Source organism: Cupriavidus basilensis, from assembly GCF_000832305.1.
Classification (GTDB): Bacteria; Pseudomonadota; Gammaproteobacteria; order Burkholderiales; family Burkholderiaceae; genus Cupriavidus; species Cupriavidus basilensis_F.
On record NZ_CP010537.1, the window covers coordinates 181,158 to 195,304 of the forward strand.

Annotated in this window: 15 protein-coding genes; 7 read left to right on the forward strand and 8 right to left on the reverse strand. The window is 66.9% G+C overall.

What is annotated here, in order from left to right:
- Positions 1-11: 11 nt before the first annotated feature.
- Positions 12-1,166, reverse strand: coding sequence for an FAD-dependent monooxygenase (locus tag RR42_RS21625; RefSeq protein WP_043352882.1), 1,155 nt, complete (start codon positions 1,164-1,166; stop codon positions 12-14).
- A gap of 381 nt (positions 1,167-1,547) precedes the next feature.
- On the opposite strand from RR42_RS21625, the gene RR42_RS21630 reads away from it, so the two are divergent.
- From RR42_RS21630 to RR42_RS21645, 4 genes are read left to right on the forward strand one after another with little or no spacing between them, the layout of a single operon-like run.
- Positions 1,548-2,300 (forward strand): Asp/Glu racemase, encoded by a 753-nt coding sequence (locus RR42_RS21630; RefSeq protein WP_043352885.1) that lies wholly within the window; start codon positions 1,548-1,550, stop codon positions 2,298-2,300.
- Positions 2,301-2,328: 28 nt separating this feature from the next.
- Positions 2,329-3,171 carry an alpha/beta fold hydrolase gene (locus RR42_RS21635; RefSeq protein ID WP_043352888.1) on the forward strand — a complete coding sequence of 281 codons (843 nt, stop codon included), beginning with the start codon at positions 2,329-2,331 and terminating at the stop codon, positions 3,169-3,171.
- Positions 3,172-3,200: 29 nt separating this feature from the next.
- Positions 3,201-4,301, forward strand: coding sequence for a 2,5-dihydroxypyridine 5,6-dioxygenase (locus RR42_RS21640; protein ID WP_043352891.1), 1,101 nt, complete (start codon positions 3,201-3,203; stop codon positions 4,299-4,301).
- Entirely contained in the window at positions 4,294-4,935 is a 642-nt protein-coding gene (locus RR42_RS21645; protein WP_043352892.1) for an N-carbamoylsarcosine amidohydrolase, read from the forward strand. Before RR42_RS21640 ends, RR42_RS21645 begins: the two co-directional genes overlap by 8 nt.
- A 43-nt stretch (positions 4,936-4,978) precedes the next feature.
- Here the strand turns inward: RR42_RS21645 and RR42_RS21650 are convergent, their stop codons facing one another.
- Positions 4,979-5,716, reverse strand: a complete 738-nt coding sequence (locus tag RR42_RS21650) for a TetR/AcrR family transcriptional regulator (protein ID WP_043352895.1) — start codon at positions 5,714-5,716, stop codon at positions 4,979-4,981.
- A gap of 162 nt (positions 5,717-5,878) precedes the next feature.
- Between RR42_RS21650 and RR42_RS21655 the strand changes: the two genes are divergently transcribed.
- Positions 5,879-8,143 (forward strand): xanthine dehydrogenase family protein molybdopterin-binding subunit, encoded by a 2,265-nt coding sequence (locus RR42_RS21655; protein WP_043352897.1) that lies wholly within the window; start codon positions 5,879-5,881, stop codon positions 8,141-8,143.
- A 7-nt stretch (positions 8,144-8,150) separates the two neighbouring features.
- On the opposite strand, the gene RR42_RS21660 is transcribed toward RR42_RS21655, so the two are convergent.
- From RR42_RS21660 to RR42_RS21670, 3 genes are all read right to left on the reverse strand, one after another.
- The gene (locus tag RR42_RS21660; protein ID WP_043352899.1) at positions 8,151-8,663 is read right to left on the reverse strand and encodes a MarR family winged helix-turn-helix transcriptional regulator; all 513 of its coding nucleotides are present in this window, start codon (positions 8,661-8,663) and stop codon (positions 8,151-8,153) included.
- A 106-nt stretch (positions 8,664-8,769) separates the two neighbouring features.
- Complete coding sequence (gene dmeF / locus RR42_RS21665) at positions 8,770-9,750, reverse strand: CDF family Co(II)/Ni(II) efflux transporter DmeF (protein WP_043352901.1); 981 nt, start codon at positions 9,748-9,750, stop codon at positions 8,770-8,772.
- A 99-nt stretch (positions 9,751-9,849) separates the two neighbouring features.
- Positions 9,850-10,128, reverse strand: coding sequence for a metal/formaldehyde-sensitive transcriptional repressor (locus tag RR42_RS21670; RefSeq protein ID WP_043352904.1), 279 nt, complete (start codon positions 10,126-10,128; stop codon positions 9,850-9,852).
- 329 nt (positions 10,129-10,457) lie between these two features.
- On the opposite strand from RR42_RS21670, the gene RR42_RS21675 reads away from it, so the two are divergent.
- Positions 10,458-10,898 carry a YbaN family protein gene (locus tag RR42_RS21675; RefSeq protein WP_043352906.1) on the forward strand — a complete coding sequence of 147 codons (441 nt, stop codon included), beginning with the start codon at positions 10,458-10,460 and terminating at the stop codon, positions 10,896-10,898.
- Positions 10,899-10,913: 15 nt separating this feature from the next.
- Here the strand turns inward: RR42_RS21675 and RR42_RS21680 are convergent, their stop codons facing one another.
- Positions 10,914-11,600, reverse strand: coding sequence for a TetR/AcrR family transcriptional regulator (locus RR42_RS21680; RefSeq protein ID WP_052494848.1), 687 nt, complete (start codon positions 11,598-11,600; stop codon positions 10,914-10,916).
- Positions 11,601-11,681: 81 nt separating this feature from the next.
- Between RR42_RS21680 and RR42_RS21685 the strand changes: the two genes are divergently transcribed.
- Positions 11,682-12,698, forward strand: a complete 1,017-nt coding sequence (locus RR42_RS21685; protein ID WP_043352909.1) for an LLM class flavin-dependent oxidoreductase — start codon at positions 11,682-11,684, stop codon at positions 12,696-12,698.
- A 49-nt stretch (positions 12,699-12,747) separates the two neighbouring features.
- On the opposite strand, the gene RR42_RS21690 is transcribed toward RR42_RS21685, so the two are convergent.
- Both RR42_RS21690 and RR42_RS21695 read right to left on the reverse strand, forming a co-directional pair.
- Positions 12,748-13,275 carry a GNAT family N-acetyltransferase gene (locus RR42_RS21690; protein ID WP_043357564.1) on the reverse strand — a complete coding sequence of 176 codons (528 nt, stop codon included), beginning with the start codon at positions 13,273-13,275 and terminating at the stop codon, positions 12,748-12,750.
- Positions 13,276-13,289: 14 nt separating this feature from the next.
- Entirely contained in the window at positions 13,290-13,877 is a 588-nt protein-coding gene (locus tag RR42_RS21695) for a helix-turn-helix domain-containing protein (protein WP_043352911.1), read from the reverse strand.
- Positions 13,878-14,147: the final 270 nt, after the last annotated feature.

Here is a 14,147-nt window from a genome sequence, read left to right on the forward strand (position 1 = left end):
CGGGGCGTGGCTCAGGCTGCGGCGGCCACGCGCCCGGCTTCCACCAGCGGCTCGTTGAACACATCGTAACCGAAGCACCAGTCCGGGTTCTCGTTGGTGCGCAGCCAGGTGTTGTTATGCGAGACCAGTTGCACCTTGCCGGCACGCTCGGCGCGGTTGGCTTCGTACAGCGAGAACGCGGCGCTGAAGTCCGACAGCCCGGTCTGCTGCAGGCAGCGCGTCAGCATGGCAGCGTCTTCGATGGCCATGGCCGCGCCCTGCGCCATATGCGGCTTCATCGGGTGGCAGGCGTCTCCCAGCAGCACCAGGCGGCCGCGGCTCCACACCGGCAGCGGGTCGCGCTCCAGCAACGGCCACTTGGTCACTTCCACGGTGCCTTCGATCAGCGATTGCACACCTTCATGCCAGCCGTCGAACGCGGCGCGCATTTCCTCGATGCTGCTGGGCAGCCAGCTCTTGGTCATGTCCCACGTGGGCTCGGGCACGCCGGTGACGTAGTAGATCTCGTCGAGCTTGCTGGTGTCGAAGTACACCATCATATGGCGATCGTCGGACCACCACTTGGTGCAGCGGTCATGGGTGAAGCCCTTGACGCGCGCGATCGGGAACACGGCGCGGTGCGCCACGTAGCCGGTGTACTTGGGCGGCTCGGCGCCCAGCAGTGTTTCGCGGATGCGGGAGTTCACACCGTCAGCGCCGATCACGATGTCGGCTTCGTCCACCGTGCCGTCGGCAAAGCTCAGGCGCACCACGTGGCCAAGGTCTTCCACGCTGGCCAGCTTCTTGTCGAACAGCAGCGTGCCGGGCGCCACCGCCTCGGTCAGCAGGGCATGGAAATCTCCACGGTGCACGGTCAGGTAGCTGGCGCCGTAATGCGACAGCGCATAACGCCCAAGCGGGATCTGGGCAACGACCTCGCCGCTTTGCCAGTCGCGGCTGTACCAGTAGTCCGGGTGGCAGCCCATGTCGTTGAGCGCATCTTCGAGTCCGATCCTGCGCATGACCTTCATCACGTTGGGCCCGACGTGGATGCCGGCGCCCAGGCGCGAGAACGCCGGAGCCTGCTCATACAGCTTGACTTGGAATCCGGCGCGCTGCAGCAGGGCGGCCGCAACCGTCCCCCCCAGTCCGGCGCCAATCACTGCGATCCGTGGTTTGCCTTGCACGATATTTCTCCTGGCGGTGTGATGTGGGTCTGACGTGGCCGTCTGGCCAATCGGTAAATCGAGTGTACACACTAGAAATTTGCTTGTAAAGAAAGGACGTGCCGCCCCTATGGAAAACCCTTATGCCAAAGTGATTGCTCCGTGTTGATGCCCATAAACCGTGAAATGGAGCACCATATGAGGGGTTTATTCATGAAGTGGGCACTGAAATCGTGCGTCGCGCCTGGTCGAGCGTCTTGTTGTGAAAATAACGTGTGTACACTACAATCATTCGCAGGACACGGAGACCGGTGAAGGCTCCGGTCCGGCCGTGCAGGGCGCCTCTCCGGTACGACGGGCGCCAGGGCGGGTGGACAGAACAGACAGATGACGGAGTCGACAGTGCAAAAAATTTTCCGTATCGGCCAGATCGTGCCGAGCTCGAACACCACCATGGAAACCGAGATCCCGGCGATGCTGACGTTGCGCCAGCAGGTGCGCCCCGAACGCTTCACCTTCCACTCCAGCCGCATGCGCATGAAGAAGGTGGTCAAGGAAGAGCTGGCGGCCATGGACGCCGAGTCCGACCGCTGCGCGCTGGAACTGAGCGACGCCCGCGTCGACGTGCTGGGCTATGCCTGCCTGGTGGCCATCATGGCGATGGGCCACGGCTACCATCGCGTTTCAGAGAAGCGCCTGCAGGCCCATACCGCCGCCAACGGCGCTGACGCGCCCGTGATCACCAGCGCCGGCGCGCTGATTGACGCGCTCAAGGTGATCGGCGCCAAGCGCATCGCCGTGGTCGCGCCTTATATGAAGCCGCTGACCGAGCTGGTGGTGGACTACATCCGCAACGAAGGCTACGAGGTGGTGGACTGGCGCGCGCTGGAAATCCCCGACAACCTCGAAGTGGGCCGCCACGACCCCGCCAGGCTGCCCGGCATCGTCGCGCAGATGAACACCAAGGATGTGGACGCCATCGTGCTGTCCGCCTGCGTGCAGATGCCGTCCCTGCCGGCAGTGGCCAAGGTGGAAGCCATGACCGGCAAGCCCGTGATCACGGCCGCCATTGCCACCACTTACGCCATCCTCAAGCAGCTCGACCTGGAGCCGGTCGTGCCCGGCGCGGGTGCGCTGCTGTCGGGTGCCTATTGATCACGTCTTCGGTAAAGGGAGCCCAGCAATGAGCCAGTTTCTCCACGGCGGCAATGTGTTCGCCAATGGCATTCGCCAGCATTACCTGCGCTACGGCGGCAGCGCCGGCGCGCGCGCGCAGCGCGATGCCGTGGTGATCGTGCCCGGCATCACCAGCCCGGCGGTCACCTGGGGCTTTGTCGGCGAGCAGTTCGGCAAGCACTTCGATACCTATATCCTGGATGTGCGTGGACGTGGCCTGTCCGAGGCCAGTGATGCGCTGGACTACGGCCTGGACGCGCAGGCGGCGGATGTGGTCGCCTTTGCGCAGGCGCTCGGCCTGGCGCGCTATGCCATCGTTGGCCATTCCATGGGCGCGCGCATCGGCATTCGCGCCGCGCGCGGCAATCCGGCCGGGCTGACCCGGCTGGTGATGGTGGACCCGCCCGTCTCCGGGCCGGGACGGCGCGCCTATCCCTCGCAGCTGCCGTGGTACGTGGATTCCATCCGCCTGGCGCGCCAGGGCATCGATGCCGAAGGCATGCGCCGCTTCTGCCCGACCTGGACGGATGCGCAACTGCGCCTGCGCGCCGAGTGGCTGCACACCTGCGACGAGCGCGCCATCGTCACGAGCTTCGAGGACTTCCACCGCGATGACGTGCATGCCGACATGCCCTCGGTACGGGTTCCCACGCTGCTGATGGTGGCCGGCCGCGGCGACGTGATCCGCGCCGAAGACATCGAGGAAATTCGCGGTTTGCTGCCTGCCGTGCAGGTTGCGCGCGTGCCGGATGCCGGCCACATGATCCCGTGGGACGACGAGGCGGGTTTCTACCGCGCCTTCGGCGATTTCCTCGGTGCGCCGCTGCTGCAGGACCAGGCTGCCGCCTGAGCTGCCCGCTTCACCAGAAAGGAGAACACATGCCAGTAAGCGATCACGACCTGACCCAGGCATGGCGCCAGGTGCTCACCCTGTCAAAACTGGAGCCGGGCCAGACGGTCACGGTGCTGACCGGCGCCGCCACGCATCCGCAAACGCTGCGCACGGCGCAGATGGCGGCCACGGCGATGGGCGCCATCGTCAACCGGCTGGACCTGCCGCCCGTCAACGCAGACAAGGCGCTCAGCCGCGACGCGCTGGCTTATCTCGGCACGACGCCGCTGACCGGCAACCCGGCCGCCATCGCCGCGCTCAAGGCCAGCGACCTGGTGCTGGACCTGATGACGCTGCTGTTCTCGCCCGAGCAGCACGAGATCCTCTCCGGCGGCACCAAGATCCTGCTGGCCGTGGAGCCGCCCGAGGTGCTGGTGCGGCTGGTGCCCACCGAAGGAGACCGCACCCGCGTGAAAGCCGCCACGGCGCGGCTGGCGCGCGCGCGGGAGATGCACATCACGTCAGATGCCGGCACCGACCTGCGCTGCGCGCTGGGCGAGTTTCCCGCCATCAGCGAGTACGGCTTTGTCGATGAGCCGGGCCGCTGGGACCACTGGCCAAGCGGCTTCGTGCTGACCTGGCCGGACGAGGGCGGCACCAATGGGCGCATCGTGCTCGATCGCGGCGATATCCTGCTACCGATGAAATCCTATGTGCAGGCGCCGATCGACATCACGGTGGGCAAGGGCTATGTCACCCGCATCGAAGGCGGGCTGGATGCCGAGCTGCTGAGTGACTATATGGCCTCGTTCAACGACCCCGAGGCCTACGCCATGTCGCATATCGGCTGGGGCCTGCAGCCGCGCGCGCGCTGGTCCACGCTCGCCATGTATGACCGCGAGGCCACCATCGGCATGGATGCGCGCGCGTTCGAAGGCAACTTCCTGTGCTCCTTCGGCCCGAACAACGAAGCCGGCGGCAGCCGCACGACGGCCTGCCATATCGATATCCCCGTGCGCCATTGCACGGTTCGGCTGGACGGCGAGGCGGTGGTTGAACAAGGAAAGCTGCTGGATCACGAATACCAGCAAGAGCGGCAAGAGCAGCAAGAGCAGCAACGAGATGCCAGGGGAGCCATCCATGCATGATGAAGTGAAAACCTACCAGCGCCAGGGCTTCGGCGCCGCGCTGGAACCCAAGGCACCTTACGGCCTGCTGATCATCGACTTCGTCAACGGCTTCGCCGATCCGGCCGTCTTTGGCGGCGGCAATATCCCCCAGGCCATCGCCAACACCGTGCCGCTGCTGGCCACGGCGCGCGAGCAGGGCTGGCCGGTGGCGCACAGCCGCATCGTGTTTGCCGACGACGACAGCGACCACAACATCTTCACGCAGAAGGTGCCCGGCCTGCTGGCCCTGAAGGAAGACAGCCACAACAGCGCCATCGTCGGGCAACTGGCGCCGCGCGCGGGTGAACTGGTGGTGCGCAAGACCGTGCCATCCGCCTTTTTCGGCACCTCGCTGGCCGCGTGGCTGAACCAGCGCGGCGTGCAGACGCTGCTGGTGGCGGGCTGCGTGACCAGTGGCTGCGTGCGCGCCAGCGTGGTCGATGCCATGTCGTACGGCTTGCGCCCGCTGGTGCTGTCCGATTGCGTGGGCGACCGCGCCATCGGGCCGCACGATGCCAACCTGTTCGACATGGCGCAGAAGAACGCCACGGTGATGCCGCGCGACGAAGCGCTGGCGATGCTGGCGCGGGCTACGGCCACAGCCACGGCTTAAGGGAAAGGCATTCGGCGATGCTGATGACCGCCGGATGCGAGGCTCAGGTGCGCTTGGCGCGTGCCGGCTTCTTGCGGGCGGCGGGCGCCGCCGCTTCGGCCTCGGCCGGGGCGATACCAGTGCCCGGCACGCAAACCGTGCTTAGCACCGTACGCTGGATCACATCGCGCCAGTGCTCCAGCGCCGGCTTGCTCATCATGGGCTCGCCCAGGAAAGCGCTGAGCGTATGATGATTCGAATTGTAGAAGTAGCCCAGCGACGCGATCACCAGGTAGATATCGCGGGCGAGCACATCGGGCTGGAACAGCCCGGCAGCCTTGCCGCGCGCCAGGATGCCGTCCAGCACCGACAGGGCGTAGCTGGAGATCTCCCTGAGCCGGCTCGACTTCTTGGCGTGCTTGCCCTGGCTCATGTTCTCGCTGGACAGGATGGCGACGAACTCGGGATGATCGAGGTAGTAGGCCCAGACGAAGTCGATCAGCTGGGTCAGCGCGCGCACCGGATCCTCGGGGTCGAGCTTGAGCGCCTGCTCGGCCTCGTTGAGCTGGATGTAGATGGTTTCGAGCACTTCGACGAACAGCTTTTCCTTGCTGCCGAAGTAGTAATAGATCATCCGGTCGTAGGTCTTGGCCAGCGAGGAGATCTTCTCCACGCGCCCGCCTTCGTAGCCGCGCAAGGCGAAGACCTTGATGGCGGCCTTGAGGATCTTGGCGCGGGTGTCCTGAGCTTGCCGGGCCCGGGTTCCGGCTGCCGCGCTTTTCTTAGCGGTCGGGGTGCTCATATGTTTGATACGTATTGCTTGTTCGAGGCTGGCAGTATAACGGTCAAGGCGGGCGGCGCCGGAATCCGGCAGTCCGCCAGCGTGCCTACCTGAGACATGGAACGAATGGAAACGACACCCGGCTGCGGACCCCGGTCCACCTCTTTTCCCGCATCGGCGCCGATGTCCCCGGGCGCGCAGCGCGACGCCCTGCTGCAGGCGCGCGGCGTGCTGCTGGTGACGCGCGCGCCGCAAGCCGCGCCGCGGCCCGCGCCCGGCCAGCCCGGCGCGGCCTCCGACTACATCGCCGCGCAGCCCGACATCTTCGTGGCGGTGCGCGACACCGGCGAGATCCTGGCCTTCAACGGTCACGTTGACCTGGGCACCGGCATCCGCACGTCGCTCGCGCAGATCGTGGCCGAGGAGCTGGAGGTGCCGGCGGCGCGTGTGGCGATGACGCTGGGCCATACCGAGGCAACGCCCAACCAGGGCCCCACCATTGCCAGCGCCACCATCCAGATCTCGGCGCTGCCGCTGCGCCGCGCGGCGGCGCAGGCCATGGCCTGGCTGCGCGAGCGCGCGGCGCAGCGTCTTGGCGTGGCGCCCGAAGCGCTGATCGCAGAGGATGGCCGCCTGCGCTTGCGCGGAACAGGCAATGAGAACGCCGAAGGCCTGGCCTACGGCGACCTGCTGGCCGGCGAGCATATCGAGCTGCCCCTGGCTGACGCCATTGCCACCAAGCCGGTCAGCGAATACCGCGTGGTCGGGCGCGCCGCGCCGCGTGTGGATATTCCCCCCAAAGCCACGGCGCAGCTCACCTTCGTGCACGATGTGCGCGTGCCCGGCATGCTGCACGGCCGCGTGGTGCGCCCACCCTACGCCGGGCGCGATAGCGGCGGCTTTGTCGGCACCAGCCTGCGCGGCGTCGACCGCGCGTCGATCCGCGACGTGCGCGGTGTCGTCGACGTGGTGGTGCAGGGCGATTTCATCGGCGTGGTGGCGCAGCGCGAGGAGCAGGCCATGCAGGCGGCGCGCCGCCTGCGCGTGGACTGGAAGCCGGCGCCGCCGTTGCCCCCGCTCAGCGAGCCGGATGACACCGAGGCCGCGCTGCGCGCCAATCCCGCGACACGCCGCACGCTGGTGGAAGAGGGCGACGCCCAAGGCGCCTTCGACTCCGCTGACCGGATACTGTCGCGTGGCTACACGTGGCCCTACCAGATGCACGGCTCCATCGGCCCGTCGTGCGCCGTGGCGGACTACCGCGAAGATGGCCTCACGGTCTGGTCCGGCACGCAAAACCCGCATGTGTTGCGCATCGACCTGGCGCGCCTGACCGGCCTGGATGAAGGCCGCATCGAGATCGTGCGCATGGAGGCCGCCGGCTGCTATGGCCGCAACTGCGCCGACGACGTTTGCGCCGATGCGGTGCTGCTGTCGCGCGCGGTAGGCCGCCCGGTGCGGGTGCAACTCAGCCGCGAGCAGGAACATCTCTGGGAGCCCAAGGGCGCGGCACAGCTGATGGACGTGCGCGGCGCCATCGGCCCCGATGGCGAATTGCTGGCCTACGATTTCGTCAGCCGCTATCCGTCCAACGATGCGCCCACGCTGGCGCTGCTGCTGACCGGCGTGGTCGACAACGCGCCGCGCATGTTGCAGATGGGCGACCGCACCGCGGTGCCGCCTTACCAGTACGCCGCCACGCGCATCGGTTGCGACGACACGCCGGCCATCGTGCGCGCCTCCTGGCTGCGCGGCGTGTCCGCGCTGCCAAACGTGTTCGCGCACGAGTCCTTTATCGACGAGCTCGCGCATGAGTCCGGCGCCGATCCGCTGGCGTACCGCCTGCGCCACCTGCCCGATGCGCGCGCAACAGACCTGCTGCGCGCGCTGGCGGCGCATGCCGGCTGGCGCGAAGGCGCGCGCGGCACGCGTGGCCGGCCGGATGCGGATGGGCTGCTGCGTGGGCGCGGCGTGGCCTATGCCCGCTATATCCACAGCAAATTCCCGGGCTTCGGCGCTGCCTGGGCCGCCTGGGTGGTGGACCTGACGGTCGCGCCCGATACCGGCCAGATCGTGGTGGAGCGGCTGGTGGTGGCGCAAGACACCGGCATGATGGTCAACCCCGACGGCGTGCGCCACCAGGTGCAGGGCAATGTGGTGCAGGCGCTTGGCCGCGTGCTCAAGGAGCAGGTGCGCTTTGACGCCAACGGCGTGGCCAGTCGCGAATGGGGCAGCTATCCGCTGCTGACCTTTACCGAACTGCCGCCCATCGAAGTGCTGCTGATGCCGCGCCAGGAGGAAGCGCCGATGGGCGCGGGCGAATCCGCGTCGCTGCCGGGCGCGCCGGCCATTGCCAATGCGCTGTTCGATGCCACGGGGGTGCGGCTGCGGCGCGCGCCCTTCACGCCGGAGGCGGTGCTCGCGGCGCTGGCCGGCCAGCCCGCCTGAGGCGGGCTTACTCTGGCTCGCCGTCCGCTGCGTTGCCGCGCTCGTCGCGCTCGTCGAACTCGCTCATCTTGCGCAACAGGTAGGTGATCGCCACCCGCTCGGCGGGATTGAGGTCGCCGAAAGTCTGCTCGGAGATCTTGTGCGCGAACGGCACGGTTTGCTCGATCAGCGCATGGCCGGCCGGGGTCACCGTGACCACGACCTTGCGGCGGTCGTTGGTATCGTGCGAGACGGCCACCAGCTCGCGCGCCTTGAGGCGCTCGATGATGCCGCGCACGGTGGCCTGGTCGATGGCGGTGGCCCGCACGATTTCGCTCAGCGAGCACGAGCCGCGCTCGTTGACCGCGCACATCACCACGAACTGCGCCGCGGTCAGCTGCGAGTCGGCAATGGTCTGCTGGAAGATCGCCACGTGGCGCTGGTAGGCGCGCCGCAGCAGGTGCCCGACTTGCTCGGTGAAATCGTAGTCGGCGGCGGCGGGTTTTTGCGCGGCGGTCTTGCGCGCGGAGGAGTTGGACACGATGGGCGGTCTGCAGGCATGAGATAAACGTGCCTCGGAGTATACCGAGCGGGGCCGCGCGCGGCGGGTTTTTTGCGCGTGCACGGCCCCGCACCGTGCAATCCGCTCAATCCGCTCGATCCGCGCAGCGGTGGATTTCCACAGTGATATGCACGAGCTCTTCGTGAACTGCAAGGGCGCTCCTGACGCGCGCTGCCGTCAGCGCAGGGTCGTGAGTCACCAGACTGACAAGGCAGGAGAATGTCTCCTTGCCCACTCGCCAGACATGAAGGTCGGCAACACGGGCACCCTCGTCGCCGGTATCGAAAGCCTGCAACACTTCGCGTACTTCATCCACGACCGGATGGTCCATTTCGCGATCGAGCAGAACGACGCCGGTTTGTTTCAACAGGCCGAAGGCCCATGCGCCGACCAGCCCGGCGCCAACGATGCCCATGACCGGGTCGAGCCAGCGCCACCCGAGCAGCCAGCCTCCGGCGAGTGCCAGAATGGCAAGCACCGATGTTGCGGCATCTGCCAGTACATGGACGTATGCCGAGCGCAAATTCAGGTCATGCTGGTGATGGCCGCCATGACCATGACCGTGTCCATGTTGGTGCCCATGCTCATGCCCATGTGCGTGGCCATGGGCATGCGCATCGCCCAGTATCAGCGCGCATCCTATATTGACAAGCAGTCCGATGACCGTGACTGCCATGGCTTCCTTGTAGTGAATGGCCTGCGGACTGAAGATCCGTTCCACGGACCCGAAGACCATCAAGGCGGCGATGCCGAGAAGAAAGATCGCGCTGGCGAATCCCGCCAGGATCTCGATCTTCCAGGTGCCGAAGGCGAACCGATGGTCATGCGCGTAGCGCCGCGCCGCCGCATAGGCAAAGGCGCTCAATCCGATGGCAAGCGCGTGGGAACTCATATGCCACCCGTCAGCCAGCAGCGCCATCGAGTTGAACCAGAGGCCGGCGGCGATTTCCACAACCATCATCGCGGCGGTGATCAGCATGACGAGGCGCGTTCCTCGCTCGGCAGCCTTGTTGCCTGAGTCGAATACGTGGGTATGCGTCCACGGGGTGATGTCATGTGTATGCATGGTCGATCTGCTTGGTTGTTGCCCAAGCAGCCGCAGGCTTGAGCAGTTTCGTGACGATTCGAGCGTGAAGCGGGCAATAGGCTGAGTGAGTCAGGCTGCTCATTTGAAGTAGCTGTGCACCACCTCGATGAGCTGCTCCCTGGCGTCGCCTTCGGACTCGCCATGGGCTGGCTCGGCTTCGACAAGGTGCGTGCGGATGTGGTCTTCCAGTACCACCGCCAGCAGGCCGTTCATGGCTCCACGGCAACTCGTGATTTGCTGCAGCACGTCCACGCAGCCGTGCTCTTGCTCGAGTGCGCGTTCGATAGCATCAATCTGGCCCCGGATGCGGCGCACCCGGTTCAGCAACTTCTGTTTTTCGCGGATTGTATGGCTCACGGCATCGCCTTAAATATAGTATGGGGGAGTATATATTCCCTGCCGGGAAAGGGACCATGTCCTTGCAAGCCGCGGGGTCTTGCCCGCTGTCCGGTACCTGGCAAGTCTTCCTGCTCGTCCTGCCATGAGAAGCGTTGACCACCTGCATCGCCCGCGTGGACAATGGTGCCAGTCGTGCCTTCTGCCAGAACCGAGAGAACTGCCACATGCCTTCTGCCGTTGCCGTTGCCGTTGCCGTAGCGGTTGCCGCCGCCTGCAGGCTTTCACTGCCGAGGCACCGCTCTCCAGGGCGCCAACCGCGCCAACAGCGAGATTCGCGGTGACCGGCCGTGGATGACGCCGATACGGCTTCGCCGGTGCCGGGCGCCAACCCGGGCGATCCGCCGCTGCGGCTGGCGCGTACCCGCACGGCACGCGCGCTGCTGACCGCGCTGGCGTTGCTGAGCCTGGGGGTGGCCATCCTCGGGCTGTTCGTGCCCGGCCTGCCCAGCACCGAGTTCATCCTGCTGTCCGCCTGGGCCGCGGCCAAGGGGTCGCCGCGCCTGCATGCGTGGCTGCTTGGCCATCGCGTGTTCGGCCCGATGCTCTACAACTGGCACAACGGCCGCATGGTGAGCCGCCGCGCCAAGTGGAGCGCCACGGCGGCCATGAGCATCTGCGGCGCCGTGCTGCTGTTCGGCATGCATCGGCCCTGGCTGGCCTACGGGGCAATTGCCTGCATGGCCTGCGTGCTGGCATGGCTGTGGCGCCGGCCCGAGCCGGCGGCCTGATGCCGCACCCGCCAGTTACGCTGCCTGGGTTTCGCGCGGCCTGGTCTTCCTTGCAGCCTTTACTGCCTTTACTGCCTTTACCACCTTTACCGGCCACGCCAGCATCGCGGTAGCAGCCAGCGCTTCGAGCGCGGCGCGCGACGCGCCATCGCGCGCCTGCATCGACATTCCCTGCATGACCGTGTTGAAGAACTTGGCCAGTGCTGGTGCATCCGTGCCGGCGGGTAGTTCGCCGCGCTGGATGCCCTGCTGGATGCAGGCCTGCAGGGCTTGCTCCTTTTCCTTGCGGCGCTGGCGCAGCGTGTCTTCGATATAGGCGCAGTCGGCCGAGCAACTGGTGCCCGTCATCAGGAAGCAACCGGCGGGGTTGCCCTTGGCGCTGAACAAGGCGGCTGCGCCGGCGAGCAGGCCGTGCACGGCGTCATGGGCGCTGCCAGCGCCTTGCAGCGGCGCGTAGAGCAGCGCGCCGTGGGTATCCGCATAGCGGTCCACGGCTTCGTAGAACAATTGCTCCTTGCTGCCGAACGCGGCGTACAGGCTGGGCGCGGTGATGGCCATGGCCTCGGTGAGCGCGGAGATCGAAGTGGAGCCATAGCCATAGCGCCAGAACAGCGACAGGGCCTGGCCCAGCGCCTCGTCGCGATCGAACTGCCTGGGCCGCCCGCGGCCCGCACCGGAAACACTCTTTTTCATAGTGGTCATTATATTTTTCCGTTGCCAGTGACGCCAGTGGTGATTACTATAGTGATCGTTCAATAAATTGCTGCGCCGCAGTCGCTCGCCATGATCCCCTATTCCCTGCTTGACCTGTCGCCCATCGTGGAAGGCGGTGACGCCGGCCAGGCCATGCGCAATTCGCTCGCGCTTGCCCAGCACGCTGAGCGCTTGGGCTACCAGCGGTTCTGGCTGGCCGAGCATCACAATATGCCTGGCATCGCCAGCGCCGCCACGGCGGTGCTGATTGGCTACGTTGCCAACGGCACGTCCACCATCCGCGTGGGTTCCGGCGGCATCATGCTGCCCAACCATTCGCCGCTGGTGGTGGCCGAGCAGTTCGGCACGCTGGCCTCGCTGTTTCCCGGCCGTATCGATCTTGGCCTGGGCCGTGCGCCCGGCACCGACCAGTCCACCGCTCGCGCGCTGCGCCGCAGCGCCACGCAAGACGCCGCCGATGCCTTCCCGCAGGATGTGGAGGAGCTGCAGGCCTACTTTGACGACCCGCGTCCCGGCCAGCGCCTGCGCGCGGTGCCCGGTGCGGGCCTGAAGGTGCCGCTGTGGCTGCTTGGTTCCAGCTTGTTCAGCGCGCAGTTGTCGGCGGCGATGGGCCTGCCCTTCGCGTTTGCCTCGCACTTCGCGCCGGGCTTCATGCGCCAGGCGGTGGACTTGTATCGCACGACCTTCCAGCCGTCGGCGCAGCTCTCCAAGCCGCATGTGATGCTGGGGCTCAACGTGTTCGCGGCGGATTCGGACGCGCAGGCGCGCCGGCTGTTCAGCTCGCTGCAGCAGCAGTTCCTGGCGCTGGTGCGCGGCAGCCCTGGCCCGATCCGGCCGCCGGTGGACAACATCGAGCTGATGTGGACGCAGACCGAGGCCACGCATATCCGGCGCTCGCTGGCGTGCTCGGTGGTGGGCGATCCGGAAGGCGTGCGCAACGGCCTGCGCGCCTTCATCGAGGACCTGCGGCCGGATGAGCTGATGCTCACCGCGCAGATCCACGATCACGAGGCCCGCCTGCGCTCCTTCGAGATCGCGGCGCAGGCCATGCGGGTGGCGGCGTCGCCAGCCAAAGTCATGATCTGACGCGTCGGTCGCGTCGGTCGCGTCGGTCGTGCCGATGGCGCCGATGCGCTCAGAGGTGCTTGTAGAAGAACGTGGTCCCGCAGAACTCGCCATCCGGCATCAGCGCGTACTTCGGCACCACGCCGGCGCGCTGCCATCCAGCGCGCGCGTACAGGCGCTCGGCATCGCCGCCGGTCACCGTGTCGAGCACCAGCACCGACTTGCCCGCCTCGCGCGCGGCATCGTCCAGGGCCGCCAGCAGCCGCTGCGCTACGCCGCGGCGGCGGGCCTTGCGGTGCACCAGCATCTTGGCCACGTCGGCGCGGTGGGGCTGGTTGTCAGGCATCGACAGGATGATCTGGACGGTGCCAAGGATCTGCCCTTCGCCGTCCTGCGCGATCAGCAGCACGCGCTCTGCGCGCGCGACGCCATCGGCCACGCCGCGCCAGAACTGCAGGGCCTTCTCGCGTGGCAGCGGCAGCATGAAACTCACCGACGCGCCCCCTGCCACGCAATCGATCAGCACATCGGCCAGCGCCTCGATGCACGCGGCCGCCTCATCGGCGCCGACGCGCCGCACGGTGATAGGTTCGGTCATCCCGGGCATCTCGGTCATGCGTTTCTCCTGGTCGGCGTGAATGGCATCGTGGCCAGCGCCACGACGTAGCGCGCGGGCTTGCGGGTGGGATTCTTGTAGACGATGGGGCGGTCCAGCCGCATGGACAGGCAGTCGCCGGTTTCCAGGCGCCAGTGCTGGTCGCCCACCGTCATTTCCATGACGCCGTCGATCATCCAGACCTGCTGATGGATATCGGCTTCGCGCGCGGCGGTTTCGTACGCCACGCGCTTGCCTGCCGGGAAGACCACGTCAACCAGCTGGATCGGCGAGGGTGCCGCCGGGGAGAGGTTGCGGCGGATATAGCCGGAGGCGGGGTCGGTCCACACCGGCTGCTCCGCCGCACGAGCCATGGGCGACGGCTCGGCCTGCGGCGTGCTGTCCTCGAACAGCGACGCCACGGTGACGCCCAGCGCGGCGGACAGCTTGTCGAGCACCGTGGCCGTGGCGCTGCTCTGGCCACGCTCGATCAAGGAGATGTTGGAGCGGCTCACGCCGCTGCGCTCAGCCAGGGCGGCCAGCGAGAAGCCCTGGGCGTCGCGCAGTGTTCGCACGCGCCGGGCGATGAGGTCGTTGATGTCCATGGTTGTCCAGTATGCTGGATGTTCGTGTCCTGTAAACTGACATACATCGCGATTCAAAGCAACTGGAACCTGCCAATGCAATAGCGCGTTCCGGGCCGGGGCGGTGCCGCTCAAGGCTGCCTCGGAGCGACTTGGCTTTCAAGGGGCCGGCGCACAACGGGCTGCCTTGTCGGCAGGATGCGGCCCTTGTTCATGCCGACGGCCGGCACACACCACGAAGGCGAAGATCTCGCGCACCTTGGACAGACGGTGCGCTTATATGGACGTTGG